This window comes from Rhizobium sp. BR 362 (assembly GCF_036528765.1).
Taxonomy (GTDB): domain Bacteria; phylum Pseudomonadota; class Alphaproteobacteria; order Rhizobiales; family Rhizobiaceae; genus Rhizobium.
On sequence record NZ_JARWGH010000034.1, the window covers coordinates 38,736 to 55,533 of the forward strand.

At 57.5% G+C, this 16,798-nt stretch carries 15 protein-coding genes and 2 pseudogenes; 8 read left to right on the forward strand and 9 right to left on the reverse strand.

The annotated features are described in order from the left end of the window. The first annotated feature begins 93 nt into the window (after positions 1–93). From QDY28_RS25910 to QDY28_RS25920, 4 genes are all read left to right on the forward strand, one after another. Positions 94–666: a DsbA family protein gene (locus QDY28_RS25910; RefSeq protein WP_331384241.1), complete on the forward strand. Its 573-nt coding sequence runs from the start codon at positions 94–96 to the stop codon at positions 664–666. 24 nt (positions 667–690) lie between these two features. Beyond that, positions 691–1,587 (forward strand): MBL fold metallo-hydrolase, encoded by an 897-nt coding sequence (locus QDY28_RS25915; RefSeq protein ID WP_331384242.1) that lies wholly within the window; start codon positions 691–693, stop codon positions 1,585–1,587. 187 nt (positions 1,588–1,774) lie between these two features. Continuing rightward, positions 1,775–2,047 (forward strand): SMP-30/gluconolactonase/LRE family protein, encoded by a 273-nt coding sequence (locus tag QDY28_RS31065; RefSeq protein ID WP_442967591.1) that lies wholly within the window; start codon positions 1,775–1,777, stop codon positions 2,045–2,047. 678 nt (positions 2,048–2,725) lie between these two features. Then, positions 2,726–3,364 carry a GGDEF domain-containing protein gene (locus QDY28_RS25920; RefSeq protein WP_331384243.1) on the forward strand — a complete coding sequence of 213 codons (639 nt, stop codon included), beginning with the start codon at positions 2,726–2,728 and terminating at the stop codon, positions 3,362–3,364. Between the two features lie 162 nt (positions 3,365–3,526). On the opposite strand, the gene QDY28_RS25925 is transcribed toward QDY28_RS25920, so the two are convergent. Genes QDY28_RS25925 through QDY28_RS25940 form a run of 4 tightly spaced genes read right to left on the reverse strand, consistent with a single transcriptional unit; the run spans position 3,527 to position 8,514 of the window. Next, the gene (locus tag QDY28_RS25925) at positions 3,527–5,896 is read right to left on the reverse strand and encodes a hypothetical protein (RefSeq protein WP_331384244.1); all 2,370 of its coding nucleotides are present in this window, start codon (positions 5,894–5,896) and stop codon (positions 3,527–3,529) included. Between the two features lie 12 nt (positions 5,897–5,908). Beyond that, positions 5,909–6,679, reverse strand: coding sequence for an ABC transporter permease (locus QDY28_RS25930; protein ID WP_331384245.1), 771 nt, complete (start codon positions 6,677–6,679; stop codon positions 5,909–5,911). A gap of 10 nt (positions 6,680–6,689) precedes the next feature. Further along, a complete protein-coding gene (locus QDY28_RS25935; RefSeq protein WP_331384246.1) occupies positions 6,690–7,685 on the reverse strand; it encodes an ABC transporter substrate-binding protein in 996 nt (331 codons plus the stop codon). A 13-nt stretch (positions 7,686–7,698) separates the two neighbouring features. After that, positions 7,699–8,514 carry an ABC transporter ATP-binding protein gene (locus QDY28_RS25940; protein WP_331384247.1) on the reverse strand — a complete coding sequence of 272 codons (816 nt, stop codon included), beginning with the start codon at positions 8,512–8,514 and terminating at the stop codon, positions 7,699–7,701. On the opposite strand from QDY28_RS25940, the gene QDY28_RS25945 reads away from it, so the two are divergent. Continuing rightward, positions 8,453–9,394: a GntR family transcriptional regulator gene (locus QDY28_RS25945; RefSeq protein WP_331384248.1), complete on the forward strand. Its 942-nt coding sequence runs from the start codon at positions 8,453–8,455 to the stop codon at positions 9,392–9,394. The two genes, QDY28_RS25940 and QDY28_RS25945, sit on opposite strands and share 62 nt — an antisense overlap. 264 nt (positions 9,395–9,658) lie before the next feature. Then, entirely contained in the window at positions 9,659–9,889 is a 231-nt protein-coding gene (locus tag QDY28_RS31070; RefSeq protein WP_442967590.1) for a DUF2188 domain-containing protein, read from the forward strand. A gap of 195 nt (positions 9,890–10,084) precedes the next feature. On the opposite strand, the gene QDY28_RS25950 is transcribed toward QDY28_RS31070, so the two are convergent. From QDY28_RS25950 to QDY28_RS25970, 5 genes and pseudogenes are all read right to left on the reverse strand, one after another. Then, the gene (locus QDY28_RS25950) at positions 10,085–10,375 is read right to left on the reverse strand and encodes a phosphotransferase (protein WP_331384249.1); all 291 of its coding nucleotides are present in this window, start codon (positions 10,373–10,375) and stop codon (positions 10,085–10,087) included. 64 nt (positions 10,376–10,439) lie between these two features. After that, positions 10,440–10,664 (reverse strand): annotated as a pseudogene (locus QDY28_RS25955) (phosphotransferase); the annotation flags it as partial. 315 nt (positions 10,665–10,979) lie between these two features. Then, positions 10,980–11,492: an NUDIX hydrolase gene (locus tag QDY28_RS25960; protein ID WP_331384253.1), complete on the reverse strand. Its 513-nt coding sequence runs from the start codon at positions 11,490–11,492 to the stop codon at positions 10,980–10,982. Between the two features lie 301 nt (positions 11,493–11,793). Continuing rightward, a complete protein-coding gene (locus QDY28_RS25965; protein WP_331384250.1) occupies positions 11,794–12,798 on the reverse strand; it encodes an inorganic phosphate transporter in 1,005 nt (334 codons plus the stop codon). After that, complete coding sequence (locus QDY28_RS25970; protein ID WP_331384251.1) at positions 12,798–13,442, reverse strand: DUF47 domain-containing protein; 645 nt, start codon at positions 13,440–13,442, stop codon at positions 12,798–12,800. Before QDY28_RS25970 ends, QDY28_RS25965 begins: the two co-directional genes overlap by 1 nt. A 266-nt stretch (positions 13,443–13,708) precedes the next feature. Here QDY28_RS25970 and QDY28_RS25975 point away from each other — a divergent pair, with 266 nt between their 5' ends. Next, a complete protein-coding gene (locus QDY28_RS25975) occupies positions 13,709–15,736 on the forward strand; it encodes a methyl-accepting chemotaxis protein (RefSeq protein WP_331384252.1) in 2,028 nt (675 codons plus the stop codon). Between the two features lie 869 nt (positions 15,737–16,605). After that, positions 16,606–16,798 (forward strand): annotated as a pseudogene (locus QDY28_RS25980) (IS5/IS1182 family transposase); the annotation flags it as partial.

A 16,798-nucleotide genomic window follows, 5' to 3' on the forward strand; every position in this document is an offset into this window, starting at 1 on the left:
TGTCCTTACGAACCGAGGACACGATCCATGCAGGAAATGTCGGCTACTTATCTCCTCGACCCATTATGCGGCTGGTGCTATGGCGCAAGCCCAATGATTGAGCGTCTGCGCTTTGCAGGCGCCGACCTCCGCCTCCTTCCGACGGGTCTGTTCTCGGGAACCGGCGCACGCGAGATGGATGCGTCGTTTGCAGCCTATGCCTGGTCGAACGACCGGCGCATCGAACGCCTGAGCGGCCAGCCTTTTTCGAAGGACTATCGCTTCAAAGTTTTGGATAAGCCTGGCACTCTGTTCGACTCGGGCGCCGCCACCCTCGCAATCACGGCGGCGGGCCTTGCGGATCATCGTAAGCGCTTCGACGCGCTGCGCCTTATCCAGCATGCCCGATATGTAGCGGGACTGGACATCACCAGCGTGGCTGTTCTCGCCGATCTGCTCTCTTCCGAAGGATTTGGCGAAGCCGCCCGCCTCCTGACCGAAGAATCGCCCGAGTTGCTCGACGCCAATCGGCAACTCGTCGCGGAGGGGCAGAACCTATTCCGCCGTCATGGTGCGAATGGAGTTCCAGCCCTGGTGGTCGAAAGAAACGGGCATCAGCGCCTTCTGGACGCGAGTGCCCTCTTCAGCAGCTATGACAACCTCGTGGCGCATCTACAGGCCGCTTGACCTCAGGAACACAAAGGAACCAGCATGTTTACCAGACGCGATGCACTCAAACTTTCCTTGGCCGCCGGCGTTATTTCGCTTATCCCCCTCGCGGCTTCCCGCGCCGCGAGCGCCAAGATCAAATGGCAATACTTCCAGGCGCCCGAGACCGGGTTCCGCCGCACGCCGGTGCTGCTCACCGGCAAGACGGAAGCCATTCTCATCGATGGCGGCTTCACGCTTTCAGATGGCCGCGCCGTCGCGGACGCCATCAAGACGACAGGCAAGCACCTGAGCACCATCTATGTCAGTTGCAATGATCCCGACTATTACTTCAGCCTTCGGCCGATCGCCGAATCCTTCCCCGATGCCAAAGTCATAGCCAAGCCTGTCACCGTTGCGGCCATTCATGCCAACGTCGAAGGCAAGCTCGCGGTCTGGGGACCGCAACTGAAAGAAAACGGTCCGCAAAAGCTATCGGACGTTGTCATTCCCACCGCGTCGGATCTGAATGCGCTCGAACTCGACGGCGAGAAGATCGAAATCGTCGAAGTCCCGAATATGCACGATCGCCGCTATCTCTGGGTTCCTTCCATCAAGGCTGTATTCGGAGGTGTGCTGATTTCCTCCGGGATCCACGTATGGGTCGCCGACGAGGCGACGCCTGAAAAGCGGCAAGCCTGGATTAAGGCGCTGGACGAATTGGTGGCTCGTAGGCCGAAGATCGTGATCCCTGCTCATCAGGCGGAGGGGGCTCCACAAGGTCTCGATGCCATCACGTTCACGCGCGACTATCTTCTCGCCTTCAACGAAGAGGAAGTGAAAGCCAAGGACAGCGCAGCATTGATCGCAGCGATGACCAAGCATTATCCCGATCTGACCGACGTCGGTTCGCTCGAATTGGGTGCCAAGGTTGCAAAGGGTGAGATGAAGTGGGGGTAAGCTGACCCAGTCGTTGCTGGAATTGTTCCCTTTTAATGGCAACACTCCTGCAAGGCGAACAAATAAATTGCATTTGGAAGTGCTCAATTGCATTCAAAGATTGGCTTCTCTTTTAACCGGCGAGGATTTTTGAAAAATGCCGTGTTCGCACTGAACGATCTATTAATTGCCCACCTTTGGCTTGGTCATGGACAAAAATGGGTACCTTTGGAATGCCCGCTGGGGAGCGGGAACGCTGGACTGTATTGGACCTTCTGGCCAACTGTTCCAAAGTATCAGGACACCCTTCACGCAACCCAGCTGCCCGGCATTTGTTGGAGAACATGCGCAAGGTATGCTTGTTACGTCCGCGTCGATCTCTCTTCCCCACAATCATGTCCAGGGAAAATCGGTGTTGGATGCCAGCGGGTTCGAAGGCGTGATCGATCCCTATTTTGTGATTCAGGATCAGCCTTTATAAGCTGGGCTTTGTAAACGGACGATTTTGATTCAAGTTGACTTTTCAAGCAATCCAGTTGAGATCCCATCAGGGGTGAGTAGCGGCCTGCACGGTGGCAGAGTAGGTCGCTAGAAAAGTCTCTGGAAGGGATACGAATCATCGGCCCGCCGTGTTGTATCGAAGCTCTAATAGGAATGAGACGTTAACCTTGGAAAAGGCGCTGCCTTCCTCAATGTGCAAGGCGAGATGTCCAGTTTCAGAGCGGCTGAGGATTTCAAAATGGCACGCGTAAACGGTAGAATCGCGTTCTGCAGAGCTTTTAACAGCGGCCCCGTCGCGACCTATGTTCCATAATTGCGTTACCACGCGAGGTCCACCAATTCGGTGGCGTTTATTTCTGTTGAGGCCTGAAATTTAAGAGCAGCGACTTGAGCTCGATTTCGTGCGGGCTGCTTCGTCAGGGCTCGCTCAGTCGAGCATGCGCTGTGCAAAGCAACAAATTTTACAGGATTTCTTAAGCCGGTTTTTATCGGACCTCTGTTTAGCTGACGCAGCATTACAAAACGGTATAACTCCGATATGATTCCACAACAGCGACATCCCTCCGCCACCATTTTCAAAGCCCTGCGGAGTGCCACGCTCGGCGCGCTGTGCGCTGTGGTCTGTTCCGTTGGTCTTTTACTTATGTTGAACCTGTTGATGCCGAATCGACCATTTTTAGTCGGATTTGTCGGTGCAGCACTTATCTCCGCATTTGTGGCCTTTCCGCTGCTTTTTGCCTTGCAGCTCAACAACGGCGTCGTCCGCAAGATGCAGGAAAACGTCACCCATGCGGCGCGCTACGACAGCGTGACGAAGACGCTGAACGGCACTGCCTTTGCCGCGGCCGTCGAGCACTTTATCGACCGGCGCAAGCATGTCGCGACCGATGCCGGCGGCATCGTCATCGCCGTCATCGTCGATACGCTCGACGACATCGGCCGCCGCTACGGGCCGCAATGGGCCGACACCGTGATGCAATCGCTTGCTTCGATCATCCAGTCCTCGGTTCGTCGTGGCGATCTGGTGGCGCGGCTTGCGACCAACGAACTCGGCATCTTCCTGCCTGGCGCCACGGTCGAGAACGCCCGCGACATCGGCACCCGCATCCGCACGGGCGTCTCTGCGGCCACCTTCAGCGCCGACGGCGCGCCGCTTTCCGTCGCCATCCGCCTCGGCGGCAGCTCCTTCGACAGCCCCGCCGACTTCAACCAACTCCGCCAGCTCGCCGACCAAATGGCTTTCGAGAGTGGCGACGAGAGCGACGACATCCCGATCAGCGCGCTGCCGGCCGCATGAGGCTGGCGAGCCCACCGCCGCGGCAGCGGCGGCATGGCCCAAACGGCGAGAGCCGTTTTTGATGCGGCGTCAAAGCCAGCTGGGATCTCGGTTGGCCTTGCAATCCTGCATGAACAGGGCTCTCCCCGATAGACCCACAAGCGCTGGCTCGGGCATCTCCGGCTACTGAACTGTCATAAACAACGGGGACGTCCAGATGCGGGATTGATCCCGCTGCCTTGCGGTCAGGAAAAGCGGATGCTCGCGTCCTTCCTGCAATCCGAGTTCGGCAATTGGTATTTCGCCGGAGAGATCGCGCGGCAGCGGCTGATCGGTAACGCGCTCTATCAGAAGCCGCAGCTCGACACCGGCAAGATCGATCGAGACGGAGCTCTTTGCGATCAGGTCGTTTCCGCTTGCCTCCAGCGACACTTCGGGAGCATGGATATGCGGCGGCGGGTGCAGCGGATCCCCGATCTTGCTGTAGCCATGGAGCTTTGCTGTAATGGCGATACGGGCATCACGCAGGTCCGAAAGCTTGAGCTCAATACCATCGACATCTCCATGTGTTGCCGTTTTGAAACGGAGCCTGCCGAGACCCGTACGCCACATGCTCTGTTCGGGATGGTCGAAGCCGACTCCGCGGGCATCTAGGAGCGCGGCGCCCGTCACAGCCACCTCACCGCTCCAATAGGCGGCCCGATATCGATCCTTGATCCGTGCGCCGCCGAAGCGGATGCGCACGCTCCTCTCGCTGAAGCCCGCTTCGGCATGCAAGTCGCGGCGCCAAACTACGCGGTCGCCGGCAAAGAGCTGAACCTCTTCCCAGCCGGCATGGCCGAGCAGCCGGTAAGCCAACGGCATTCCTGGCTCGGCATCGAACACTTCGCCCATAACATGTTTCCCTTGCGACAGAACCGCAAAACTGCGTTCACCGGTCGTGGCAAAAGTACGCCTCGCCCGAAGCGCGCTGCCAACGCCGGCCCGGTCGAAGCGGTCGGCGATGACGCCCGTCAGTCCGCCGCGCGAACCGAAGGTTCCGGTTGCCGGTGCGCCGCCACCGCACCGGCCTTGGTGCTCGTCACTGGCTGCGGAAGCGCCGACCCGATATCCGCGCGCGAGCGCCTCGGTATAGAGCCAATGAAATTGTCCCCAGGCGGAACCAATTTCGATGAGCCTTTCCAGCTCCGGATGGTTCCAATCCAGAATGCAGCGCCGGCCGCCCACATGCGGGATCAGCAAATGGCCCTCCGGATCGTCCTCATAAGCAGCATGGAGCCGGTCTACAGGCCAGACGCCCGGTCGGATCGTTCCGGCCGTCGTCTCATTCCACTCGAAAGAGCGAAGCGTCCGCCCCTTCTCATCGAAAGGAAACCGCGGTTTACCGTCGCGCAGGAAGACGACGTTGCGGTCGCCGCCGGCGGCGGAGTTGCCGCACCATTCCGTACCCGGATAGCAGACGAAGCGGCCGGGTTCGTTGAGTTCGTGGATGATCTCCACGGCCTTGTCCCAATTCGCCTCGGTGATGTTGAAGTCGTTGACCGTGTAGCCCACTACGTCAAGCCCGGCGATGTCGCGTCCATAGGTGAGATTGTACGTCGCATCGTTCGTGCCGACGGTGTCGTCGGAATGGACGTGCAAATCCGCATAGAGGGGGCGCAAGGCGCCCTCTTCGCTCTGTACATAGGCGACGGCCGGGGCGACGGACGGTTCGCCGTTCAGCCATGCTTCCAATTTCCACTCGCCGGCGCCCGCGAGGGAAAGGCCGGAAATCCAAACGAACGTCCAGCCTTCCGAGACGAATGTTATTGGCTCCGTTCGCGGCGACCCATCCGGAGCTGTAATGCCAAACCTGCCCTGCAGGTCGCGACCGTGACAGGTATTTCCCCATATGTCGTCGACACGCACGATCGGATCGAAGGATTGATCGAGGCCGACCAGCCGCGGCGCGATGATCTGAAGGGCGTGCGGTTGGCCGGCCAAGATCTCCAGCTTGCAATCGCCCGGCACTTCCGCAAATTTCGAGCTTCCCAACGGGTCGATGAACAGTCGAAAGCGGAACGCCTTCTCCACGAAAGTCTGCACACGGGTGCCGGCCCCACCCTGCCGCCGATCGCCGAGGCGGATTACGATCCGGTCGCCGGGATTGAGGTAGCCGTCGACGACATCGATGATGACAGCCTTTTGGAAGGGACGTTCGTGTCCCTTCTGATCGAAACGCACCTTCAGTGCCTGAACCGTACCCGGGCGTTGCCCCGGAACCAGAGGGCCGGCGTGATATTCGGCGGAAACATAATTGGCGCCAGTCGGGTCCGTTGTCTGAAAAAGCGCCCAGTCGGAATAGAACTTGAAAGCGAGCTTCAGCCATGCGCCGTCGGCGAGACCGACAGCGCCGACCTCATAAACGAGCTCAAGTTCGGTCCACTCACCCGCTGTCAGCGTCTGCCTCTGGCAAGTTAGACGGCCGAGAAAGGGAAGAGTATCGAAATGATCGGCAAGACCCGTAGGAGAACGGACGGCGGCTTGAGTCTTGTGCGGTAAAATCTCTGTCATGGGAAATGTCCGTTATTGTCCGCGCCAGCCTTCGTAGCGGCGCTCTATTCGTCGAAACACGAGGCTCTCCATGAGCCACGCGGTGAGCCCGATCAGCACGATGCCGAGAAGCACCTGCGCCGAATTGCCGAGCTGCCCGCCCATGGCGACCATCCAGCCGATACCTTGAGAGGCGCCGATCATCTCGGCCGCCACAAGCGCACGCCACGCCTGCGCAAAACCAATGCGCAATGCGGCAGTCAGGAAAGGGAGAGAAGCGGGAAGATATACATGAGCCAGTAGTTGCAGCCGCTTGGCACCCAAAATGCGTGCCGCACGCACCTCGCCGCTGCTGATGGAAAGCACGCCCTCCTGAATAGTCAGGGCCATTGGAAAGGCCGATGCGATGAATATGACGACGGCAATGGAAAGATATCCAAGGCCGAAGAAGATCAGTGACAGCGGCGCCCAGGCGATCGGCGGGATAGCCATGAAGAGGCCGACCAGAGGCTGGACGAACTCGCGGAACGGCCGCCAGAGTCCGGCGGATACGCCGATGAGCACCGCCGCCACGACGGCCACGCCGAATCCGCCGAATTCCCGCAGCAAGCTCGCCATGACCTGACGGCCCAACTCGCCCGACCGGACCCAGCGAACCCCCTCTGCCGCTACGTCCCAGGGCTGCGGCAGCACATAGGAAGGAACCCGGCTTGCCGCGAGGCACCATGTCACCAACAGGAACGGAAGCGCTGCCCAGCGCCAGGACGGTTGCGGGAAATGCAGCCGCGCTGCCAACTTTGTCATCGATCGGATCTCACTGTTGAGCGGCTGCCTTCGCGGCGAAGCTATCGTCAATGATGTCATTGACATTCAATCGCTTATCGAGAAAGCCAAGGTCGACGGAATAATCGATGAGCCGCTGGATAAAGGCACGGTCGGACGGCTCAATTTCAGCGGACCATCCGAGCCGTTTCCTTGCTTCCGCAACGATCTTTTCCGGCGGAACCACGCTTCCGTTGGCAGCCTTCAGGGATTCCAACTTAAAGCCTCGGGCGATGATCTGATTGGCCTCTTTAGGATGCTCTCTGAGAAAGGCAATGGCTTTCGAATTCGCCCGCAGCAGTTTCACCAGATCGTCCGGTCGCTCCTTCAGCGTCTCGGCAGGCGCTGCCACGACGTACCAGGGGTAGCCGGGCAAAGCTCCGTTCACATCGAAGACAACGCGACTTGCACCTCGGAGCACAGATTGGCTGATGAAGGGCTCCCACAAAAAAGCTGCATCGACGACGCCGGTATCGAGCGCGGCGTTCATGTTGCCTACGGGCATTTGCGACAGCGCGAGGTCCGTGTCCGGGCTGAGGCCGGCGGCCTCTTTCAGGACATAACCACGCAGCAGCACATCCATGCCGCTGCCTCTGTTGACGCCGGCGAGCCTCTCGCCTTTGAGATCGGAAAGCACGTGGATGGGGCCATCCGTCTTCGCGATAACGGCGGCCTGACCATAGTTGACCTTGGCGATGATTTTCGCCTCGAGACCGCGCGCGGCCCACTGATAGACCGGCGGCGCACCGATATAGGCCACGTCGATTTCGCCTCCGGCCACTGCCTGCTGGATGACCGGACCGTCGCCAAAACCCCTGAGCTCGACGTTCAACCCCTCTTCCCGAAAATAACCTTTCTCCTCGGCAATCAACGCGGGCGCATTCGCCATCGCCTGGACCCAACCAATGCGAAGCGGTCGCGTGTCCTCGGCATGGGCAGGCAAAGCGGCTGCAAATGCGAGAAGAACTGCAGGTAAAATGCCTTTCATCGAATAGTCCTTTTCAAATAACGCGTTTATTGCCGGCCGTGAGCTTGGCGATTTCCTCGGAGAGCCGTTCGCGCAGTTCCGCGAACAATGGATTGGCTCTCGTGCCGCGCTGGTCGCGAGGACGCGGCAGATTGATTGCCACTTCGGCTGTTATGCCTGCCGGCGGCACGCCGAGGACGAGCACCCGGTCGGCGAGATAGACCGCTTCGTCGATGTCATGGGTGATGAACAGCACGGTTTGGCCCAAACTCGACCAGATGAGCAGCAGTTCGTCGTTAAGGGTTGCGCGCGTCATCGCGTCGAGTGCCGCGAATGGTTCATCCATGAGCAAAAGGCGCGGCTCGAGCGCCAGTGAACGTGCAAGCGCAACGCGCTGACGCTGGCCACCCGACAGCCGATGAGGCGGCTCCTCCGCTTGCTCTACCAGACCGACAAGCCGCAGAAAATTGAGCGCCACGGCTCGCTGCTCCTGCAGCGATCCCCGGCGATTCATGCGCAGGCCAAAGCGGACATTTTCCAGGACACTCAGCCAGGGAAAGAGGTTCGGCGACTGAAATACATAACCGAGGCCCGGATGTTCGGGCGCAACGGGCGCACCGTCTATGGTGATATGTCCCGATTGCGGGCGCAGAAAGCCGGACAGAAGATTCAGCAGCGTCGACTTACCGCATCCGGACGGACCCAGAACCGCCACTAATTCTCCTGGGCGAGCCTTCAGCGAAAACCGTTCGAATACGCCGCGTCGGCCTTCGGGATAGGCGAAAGCCATGCCGTCCACGGAAAAGGCGGCACCGGATGAAATCTGCCGTGGAGTAGGTAGAGATGCCATGTTGCCTTCGGACGACCCTGGATTGGAGTTGCCGCAATTTTTAATACATTATAATACAGGTTATCAACGTGAAGAGTTCCCCTTGTATGGCGGCAACCGGGAACTCTATTCCAAAGCTGCTCTGCTCCGTGGTCTTTTCAACCTCGATGGAAAACCTATGAACCTGATACGGAACAACCCGGTGGCGATGTACCTGCAGATCGCCGATCGGCTTCGTGCCGAAATCACCGAAGGGACCTACGAGCCCTCCGGACGGCTCCCGTCGGAATCGCAGATCATGGCCCGCTTCAATGTCAGCCGCGTCACCGTCCGGCTGGCGCTGGAACAGGTCGACAAGGACGGGCTAATCGAGCGTCGGAAAGGCAAGGGCACTTTCGTGGCCGGCAAGCAGGTGCGCCATCAAATCGATACGCTGCGTAGCTTTCATGAGTCGCTGAAGGTTCAGGGTTTCGACGCCACCATGCGCATCATCGAGCTAAGCGCGCTTGAAACGCCATCAGCTTTCATCCCCCTGTTCGGAACGCAATGTACGCTTCTTGAGCGGCTTCATGTGGTAAATGACGAGCCAATTGCAGTGGGCCGAAGCCTCTTGCCAGCCTTCATGTCGGATCTGCAGCGAGAGTTCGCCGAGCAGCAACCGACTTATGCGCTTCTTAAAGACAGAGCCGGCGCCAATATTGTTTCCGCCGAAATTGCGATCGGCGCGCGCGCTGTGTCGTCTCGGATAACGTCGCCGATAGGAGCAGCCGCAAATGCGGTCCTGCTCGTGCTCGAACGGACATCATATTTCGATAACGGCGCCTGCGCCGAGAGATCGGAATTCTTCATTCGACCGGAACGCTACAAATTTGTCCTCGGCAATCGAATTCCTGAGCGCTAACTGTTCAAGTATTTTCTCTTGAGCGGATACGAACCGAAGACCCACCAGATCTGATGGCATTAAGCCCTTTGATGCTATTGGATTTCGCCAGATACTGATTTGTCGAAGGAACTGGCGGCCGGGGAATATACTCTAGACCTTATGTTCCTGGTGTGAAGGTGGCCCGTTCGCGCGCTCCTGTCACACCGCGGCCGACATTGGTCAACATTGTACTTTAGCAATCGCAAATATTGCGAGGATGAGAAGCCCCTAGCAAAGCGGGAAGTGTTCCATTCATCGCCCTCAAAGGAAGGCTGGAAGGTCACTTCAGGCGAAAAGATCATTTCCACCCATAAAACCCATGCGGAATCTGAGAGTGCCGCGACCGCTGCGGCCTGCGGGGGCCGCGCGGCTCACAATAGGGGTGCTCGCGCCCAAGCCATTTTGCATAAAAATGATGGGACGATCCGTGAAGAGCGAACATACGGTGACGATCGTCGGAAAACGCCGGGCTGAAGGCACCGAAAATTGCCTGCATTGCGAGGTGCCAGCACTGGTCGTCGGCAGCAAGAACTCTCTAAGCCATCAAGCCACACAATCGCTCAGCACAGCGTCTAAGACGGCCTTTTCACGGCGAGCAATGTTGACGTCTTCCAGGTTCTCGGAAAAGACCAGCATCGCTTTCCAAATGCACCAGCCGCGTGCTCGCGTTCAGGTATCGGCGTCAGTGGAATAATGCGCGCGAAATTGCCGGCGTGCGGACGCATCGAACATCGTCCAATTGATGACGAGATCGCAGGCGGGATCGCCGACTGCGGAATTGCCAAAATCGGTCACCGCGTGCAGTCGACCGCCTCGAATCAGCAGATTGCCCGAGGCGATGTCTCCGTGAACCCATATTGCAGGATGGGTCCAGCGGCTCCGCTTCCCAGATGTGGCCGAGCCTATCGCTATCGACAACGCCGGAGAGTTTTGCAAGGCATGAGCGTGTCTGCACGTCATAGACCGCCAAGTCCCCCGCCCTGAAGAAATTTGCTACGCTCGCCGGCGGCGCTCCTTCCGTCCCGCATTGAGCCAGAGCCTTGAGGAAATGCGCCACATCCTCGGCGAACTGTCCTAGGTCGCCGATGACTTCGGTGCTCGCCGGCTCGCCATCGATCCATTCCCAAATCGACCAGGGAAAGGGATAGCCATGGCCGGGCTTACCCAGAGCGACGGGCACTGGAATGGCGAAGGACAGGTGCGGAGCGAGCCTTGGCAGCCAAGTGGTCTCTTTCTCCGTCTGGGACAGATAGACGCTCTACGCGGGAAGACGCACCGAGGTGGAAGGTATGGTTGTCCCAGCCGCTGCGGAGGACCGGCTTCACCCGCAGATGAGAGAACTGAGGAAACTGATCGGCGATGAGGGCTGCAATCGTCGCCCTGTCGATCGCTACACTCTCGTCTACTGGGATCCATTCACTCATTCGTCTCTCCCCGATCATGGGCGGATGGGTGTTCAATGCATACCCGGTGGGCATGCAAGTTATGCTACAGCAGAGAGGCCCCTTGGGGGGCGCCTGGCAGCCGTGCATCCATCGGAAATGGTTCGCAAGCTTTTCCTACGCTATTTTTCCTTAGGTTTGAAATTGACGAGCAGCGACTTAAGCTCGATCTCGCGCACACGCCGGGCAGCTTCGTCGGGGCTCACCCATTCAAGCAGGCGCTGTCCTTTCTCCTTAAAATCAGCCCTGGTCTCTTTCACCTCCACCTGGAACATATCGACGACACATGGCACGACGTTGCCGTTTTCAAGATCCTTCAGATAGGTATACCGTCCAACCGGCGCCTTGCGAATCTTGCCGCGAACCCCGGCCTCTTCCCAAGCTTCGATCGCAGCCGCCTCATGAGGCTTTTTACCCTTCATCGGCCATCCCTTCGGAATGATCCACCGCCCGCTATCACGTGAGGTAACGACAAGGATCTCGATCTGCTTCCCGCCTTCCTTATAGCGGAAGCAAAGCGCACCATACTGATTTCGGAACGCGCCGGCAAACAGCTTGTCCGGCGTCCGCGCCAGTTGTTGCAGCAAATGGCTTGATTTTGTCGACGCAGGCTTTCCGCAGTCTTCCTTTGACATGTAATCGAGCTTGTCAGATTTTTGCCGTGGTCTCAATTGCTCCACCATAAGGCTAAGGCCACCGTCCGCCATGACGCGCTCGGCGCATGAAATGCGAAGCAAGACCCTGTTCTAAGCGGTCTGACGGACGCAGATTCGAACGTCGCGATTTGTTCGCTCTTGAACGATGTAGTAGGCGCGATCGCCACCCGGCCTAGTTCCGGGGCGATGAACACTCGTCATTTCCTCGCAGCGGCTGGGCCGGATTGCCTCGACTCTCGGCGTTGGTACTTTGGGGTGATGACAGGCACCACTGTTGCTTTCAAAAGATCATCACAGCTAACGCGTAAACAGCAGCCGATATCAATGCGGATATCGGAAGCGTCACAATCCAGGCGACGACGATATTGCTGGCAAGGCCCCAGCGCACCGCCGAAACGCGCCGGGCCGCACCCACACCGACGATCGCGCCGGTGATCGTATGCGTGGTGGATACCGGTATGCCAAGCCAAGTCGCCCCGAACAGCGTTAAGGCGCCGCCGGTCTCAGCGCAAAAACCCTGCATCGGATTAAGCCTCGTGATTTTCGAGCCCATCGTATGTACGATCCGCCAGCCGCCGAACAGCGTGCCAAGCGCCATTGCCGCCTGGCACGATATCACCACCCACAAGGGCACATAGAAGCTGGAACCTAGGTAACCTTGGGAAAACAACAAAACGGCAATGATGCCCATCGTTTTCTGCGCATCATTGCCACCATGTCCAAGCGAGTAAAGCGAGGCAGAGACGAATTGCAGGACGCGAAAGGTCCGGTCGACGGCGAATGGCGTCTGCCGCAGGAATAACCACGACACAACCAGGATCAGCAGCAAGGCGAGGAAAAAGCCAATCATTGGCGACAGGAAAATGGCAGAGACCGTTTTTGCCAGACCTGAAAACACAATGGCACTTCCGCCAGTCTTGGCCAAACCGGCGCCTACAAGTCCCCCGACAAGGGCATGCGACGAACTCGACGGAATGCCGAACAGCCACGTGATGACATTCCACACTATCGCGCCAGAAAGAGCAGAAAAGATTATCACAGGCGTCACAATAGCGGGATCGATGATGCCTGTGCCAAGCGTCTCCGCAACATGTAATCCGAAAAACAGGAAGGCGATGAAATTGAAGAACGCGGCCCAGAACACGGCATATTGCGGCCTTAGCACACGAGTCGAGACGATAGTTGCAATTGAATTGGCTGCGTCATGTAGGCCATTTAAAAAATCGAAGACAAGGGCAACCGCGACCAGTCCGATCAGAGCGGGCAAGACAAGGGTTGCGTTCATCAGACGTTCTCAATGACGATGCCGCTGATCTCATTGGCGACATCTTCGAACCGGTCAACAACCTTTTCCAATTCGCCATAGATTTCGCTGCCGATCAGATATGCCATGACATTGTTATTGCCGTGAGTGCGAAAGAGGTTTTTCAAGCCCTCTTCGTAAAGCTCGTCCGACTTGCCTTCAACACGCGTAACTTCTTCGGCGAGCCCGCCCAGCCGTGCGGAATTCGGCCCGATCTCGGCGAGCAATGGTATTGCTTCGGCGACAAGGCGGGCTGCCTGGGCAATCAGGACTCCCATCTCTCGCATCCCTGGCTCAAACGTATGTTGCTCGAAACGTCGGATAGTTTTGACCGTCTTATTGAGCATGTCGATCGCATCATCCATGGACTGGATCAGGTCCTTGATGTCGCCGCGATCGAAAGGCGTGATAAAGCTGCGGCGGATGGCAAGCAGCACCTCGCGGGTAATTTCGTCCGCCTGATGCTCAAGATCGATAATGCGGCGGCAGTGGCTTTCGATCTCGCCTTCGCCGGCAAGCATTGCCTCCATAGCCTCTGCTGCAGCGACACCTGCCCGGGAATGGCGCTCGAAGAGATGAAAGAACTTGTCCTCGCGCGGCAACAGCTTTTTGAACCAGCCCAGCATGTTCGATACCCGTCTACAGGATTGTCACAAAGCTGTCATAAATGAAAACGGCTTGGGGTAAAGGTTCGAAATCGCACCCATACATTTTTCATCCGAATTTAAGCGACTTATTTACCGTTATGACAGTTTTATAATGGCCACAGCGCGACAGGGTAATCCCGTGATACCCGCGCCATACGCGTTTGACGCCTTGCATGATGCTGAGCGCCAACTCCGTCTCTGCCGGTTCTATGATGCTAACGTGCGGATCACTTGAGTGATTACAAATGCTGACCGTCGTTTCAGCCCGCATCAGTGCAAAACTTGCGGCCCTCTCCGCGATCGGCATTCTAATGGTCGCGACCATGCTTCTGATTGTCCTTTATGGCGGCCAGAAGATTGCTGACCGGTCAGAGCTTCTGAAAAATCAGCTCGTTGTTTCCCGCAATTTGGTTGACGCGAAAGCATCTCTACGCGGCATGCTGATCGGCATTCGCGATCTCCGACTGGCGTCATCGCCTGAAGAAGTGACGAAGGCTGTCGACTACTTATCTGCACGCCATCATTCCGTGATCCACTATCTTGATGAGGCAGCCACCCAGCTAGACCAGACTGACCGGGACCGAGTGCAAACCCTCAAATCATTGAGCGAGGATTTCTTCGCTGCGACCGCCGACCTGGTCGATGTCGTGAAGATGAAATTGCAGAGCAAAGATACCTCTCCTGCCATTCAAGCTAAGGCAACAGAGACTCAGGCAAAACTTCTGGCGACTTCCGATCAGGCAGCCAAACTGTTCGATGAGGGCGTGGACGCCGCGAAAAGGCTTGCGAGCCAGGCTGACGAAGATGCGAATGCAGCCGCAAAGCTGATCTTACGACTCAATCTTGGCATTGGGTTGCTGGCGATCGCCACGTTGTTCATCTCCGCCCTTTACGGCTCAAAGGCGATTGTCAGCCCAATTACCGTTTTGACCAACAGCATGGGTGTGCTCGCCGAAGGAAATCTGGAAGTGCCCGTTTGCTACGTCAGCCGTCATGACGAAATCGGCGCTATGGCGCGAGCGGTGGAAGTTTTTAAGCAGAATGGTATCAAAGTTCGGGATTTGAATGCCCAGGAAGCGGCTTTACGGGCTAAAAGCGCCGACCTGCAGGCAAGCATTGGTGCGGTCGTCTCCGCGGCAGTTGCGGGAAATTTCAAACAGCGGATCACAAAGGTCTATGACAATCCGGATCTCAACCGTTTTGCCACCGGCGTCAACGAATTGGTGGCCTCTGTTGATAACAGCATCGCTGAAACCCGCCGGATTGTCGCAGCCCTTGCAGAGGGAGATCTGACCGAAATGATGCGAGGAGAATTCGAGGGGGTTTTTGGCGAGCTGAAGGACAACGTCAACGCGACGGTGGCCAATTTGCATTCCATACTCGGCGAAGTGTCCGGCGCAGTCGAAACCGTCAATAGCAATACCACGGAGATGCGGACTGTATCCGACAGCCTGTCCAAGCGCACCGAGCAACAAGCAGCCGCGCTCGAAGAAACGTCTTCGGCGCTCGAGGAAATCACTGTCGCAGTGAAGAATTCCACGGCACGGGCGCTGGAAGCCAGCCATATGGTCGACGAAGCACGCAAGAGCACTGAAGAATCAAGTTCGGTCGTTAAGCAAGCCATTGCGGCGATGGGCAGGATTGAGCAAGCCTCCGGCGAGATTGGTCAAATCATCAACGTCATTGATGAAATCGCTTTCCAGACAAACCTGCTTGCTTTGAATGCGGGCGTCGAGGCCGCCCGTGCGGGCGATGCCGGCAAGGGCTTTGCGGTCGTTGCCCAGGAAGTTCGCGAGTTGGCGCAACGATCTGCGAATGCCGCGAAGGATATCAAGGCGCTGATCAATCGCTCCAGCGATGAGGTTACCGTCGGCGTGAAGCTGGTCACCGCGACGGGGTCAGCCCTGGCGACGATCGAACGTCAAGTTCTCAAGGTAAACGAGCATGTTCATTCGATCTCGATTGCTGCAAGGGAACAATCGACGGGCCTTTCAGAAGTTAGCACCGCGGTGAGCCAAATGGATCAGGCCACACAGCAAAACGCTGCCATGGTGGAGGAATCGACCGCTGCCACCAATGGCCTGGCCGATCAGGTTACGACACTTCGCAATCTCATTGCTCGATTCAAATTAGAACCATTGACGGCGCCGCGTCTTATCGTTGGAGCCGCAAGGCCGGTCGAATCGCCGGCGCTGGCACTCGGTCGTAAGCTTGCAAATAATTTCATTGGCAATGCGGCGACCGCTCGCAAGGCGGATTGGGAAGAGTTTTGATGCCTGAGGTGCCCTCTACCCAGGTCGCTACCCCCGCGTATTCCGAACCGTCTCTGCCCCGAAACATCGTAACAGGGCTGAACGGTTCACTTAATGATTTGCGGGATGAATTCAAAAGGGGATTGCGACACCCTCGACAGCAACTTGTTGTTCTCAGATCCGACGGGTGCTCTATCCTGTCACTTGCAGTCTAGTCGCTGAATTACGGAGAAGCGGAGGATCCAGTCTCTCTTCCGTTCCGAAAACCTGGGCCTATGCGGCTTGATTTGCTGACCCATCAGAAGTGACTGCCATCGATGAGCTCTTCTTATCGAGGGATTATTTGCTAACTGGAAGTTCACTCGCAGTGATGGTATGAAATCATTTATGCGGACAAGTCCCCGGCACTTGCGCGCACTGAGTGAGCCCTTGTTCGCTCTCCCGGCCCCCTGCCTTGCCCAGCCAAATCGCATGGACATCTGAATGCAAGCCTCCGTCAGGGTTTGCTGCGATAGCGGAAGCTTGCGGGAATTAGCCGCGCACCAAGCAATTGTTCTCCCAGCATAAGACAAACCCGTGTAACCGCCTCGTACAAAGCCCGAGAAAACTATTTTTTTGAGGTTCGATTTTCGTGGCGTAAGACGAATTCGGAAGCACGGACCCGAACAGCCGCCGGGTGCCAGTCGGTCGCTCTGCCATTGCTGATATTGCGTCGGCCGTGAAGAACTCGGAAGCTGCTGATTTGACGTAAGAATCGAGGGATCTGCAGATCTTCTAATTGCAGGAAACGGCGGCGGAACGGGCTGTTTCCTTGCAAAATCAGTTTGAGGTTTCCTTGGTTGGCGAAGCGTGATTCACTGGGTTTTTCGCGGTGAATCGGAGAGCCAGGAATGGGTAAACCACGCGAACGGCGCGAAACGGGTGAACAGGATTTATTCCGCTCCCGGCTCGACCAGATCATCAACATGAAGCACGAACTGGTGCGTCTGGCGCGGGCTATCGACTGGCCGGTGTTAGAAGTCCACTTCGGCACGGTCTATTCGGACGGGGCGGGCATGCCGCCATTGCCGACGCGGCTGATGG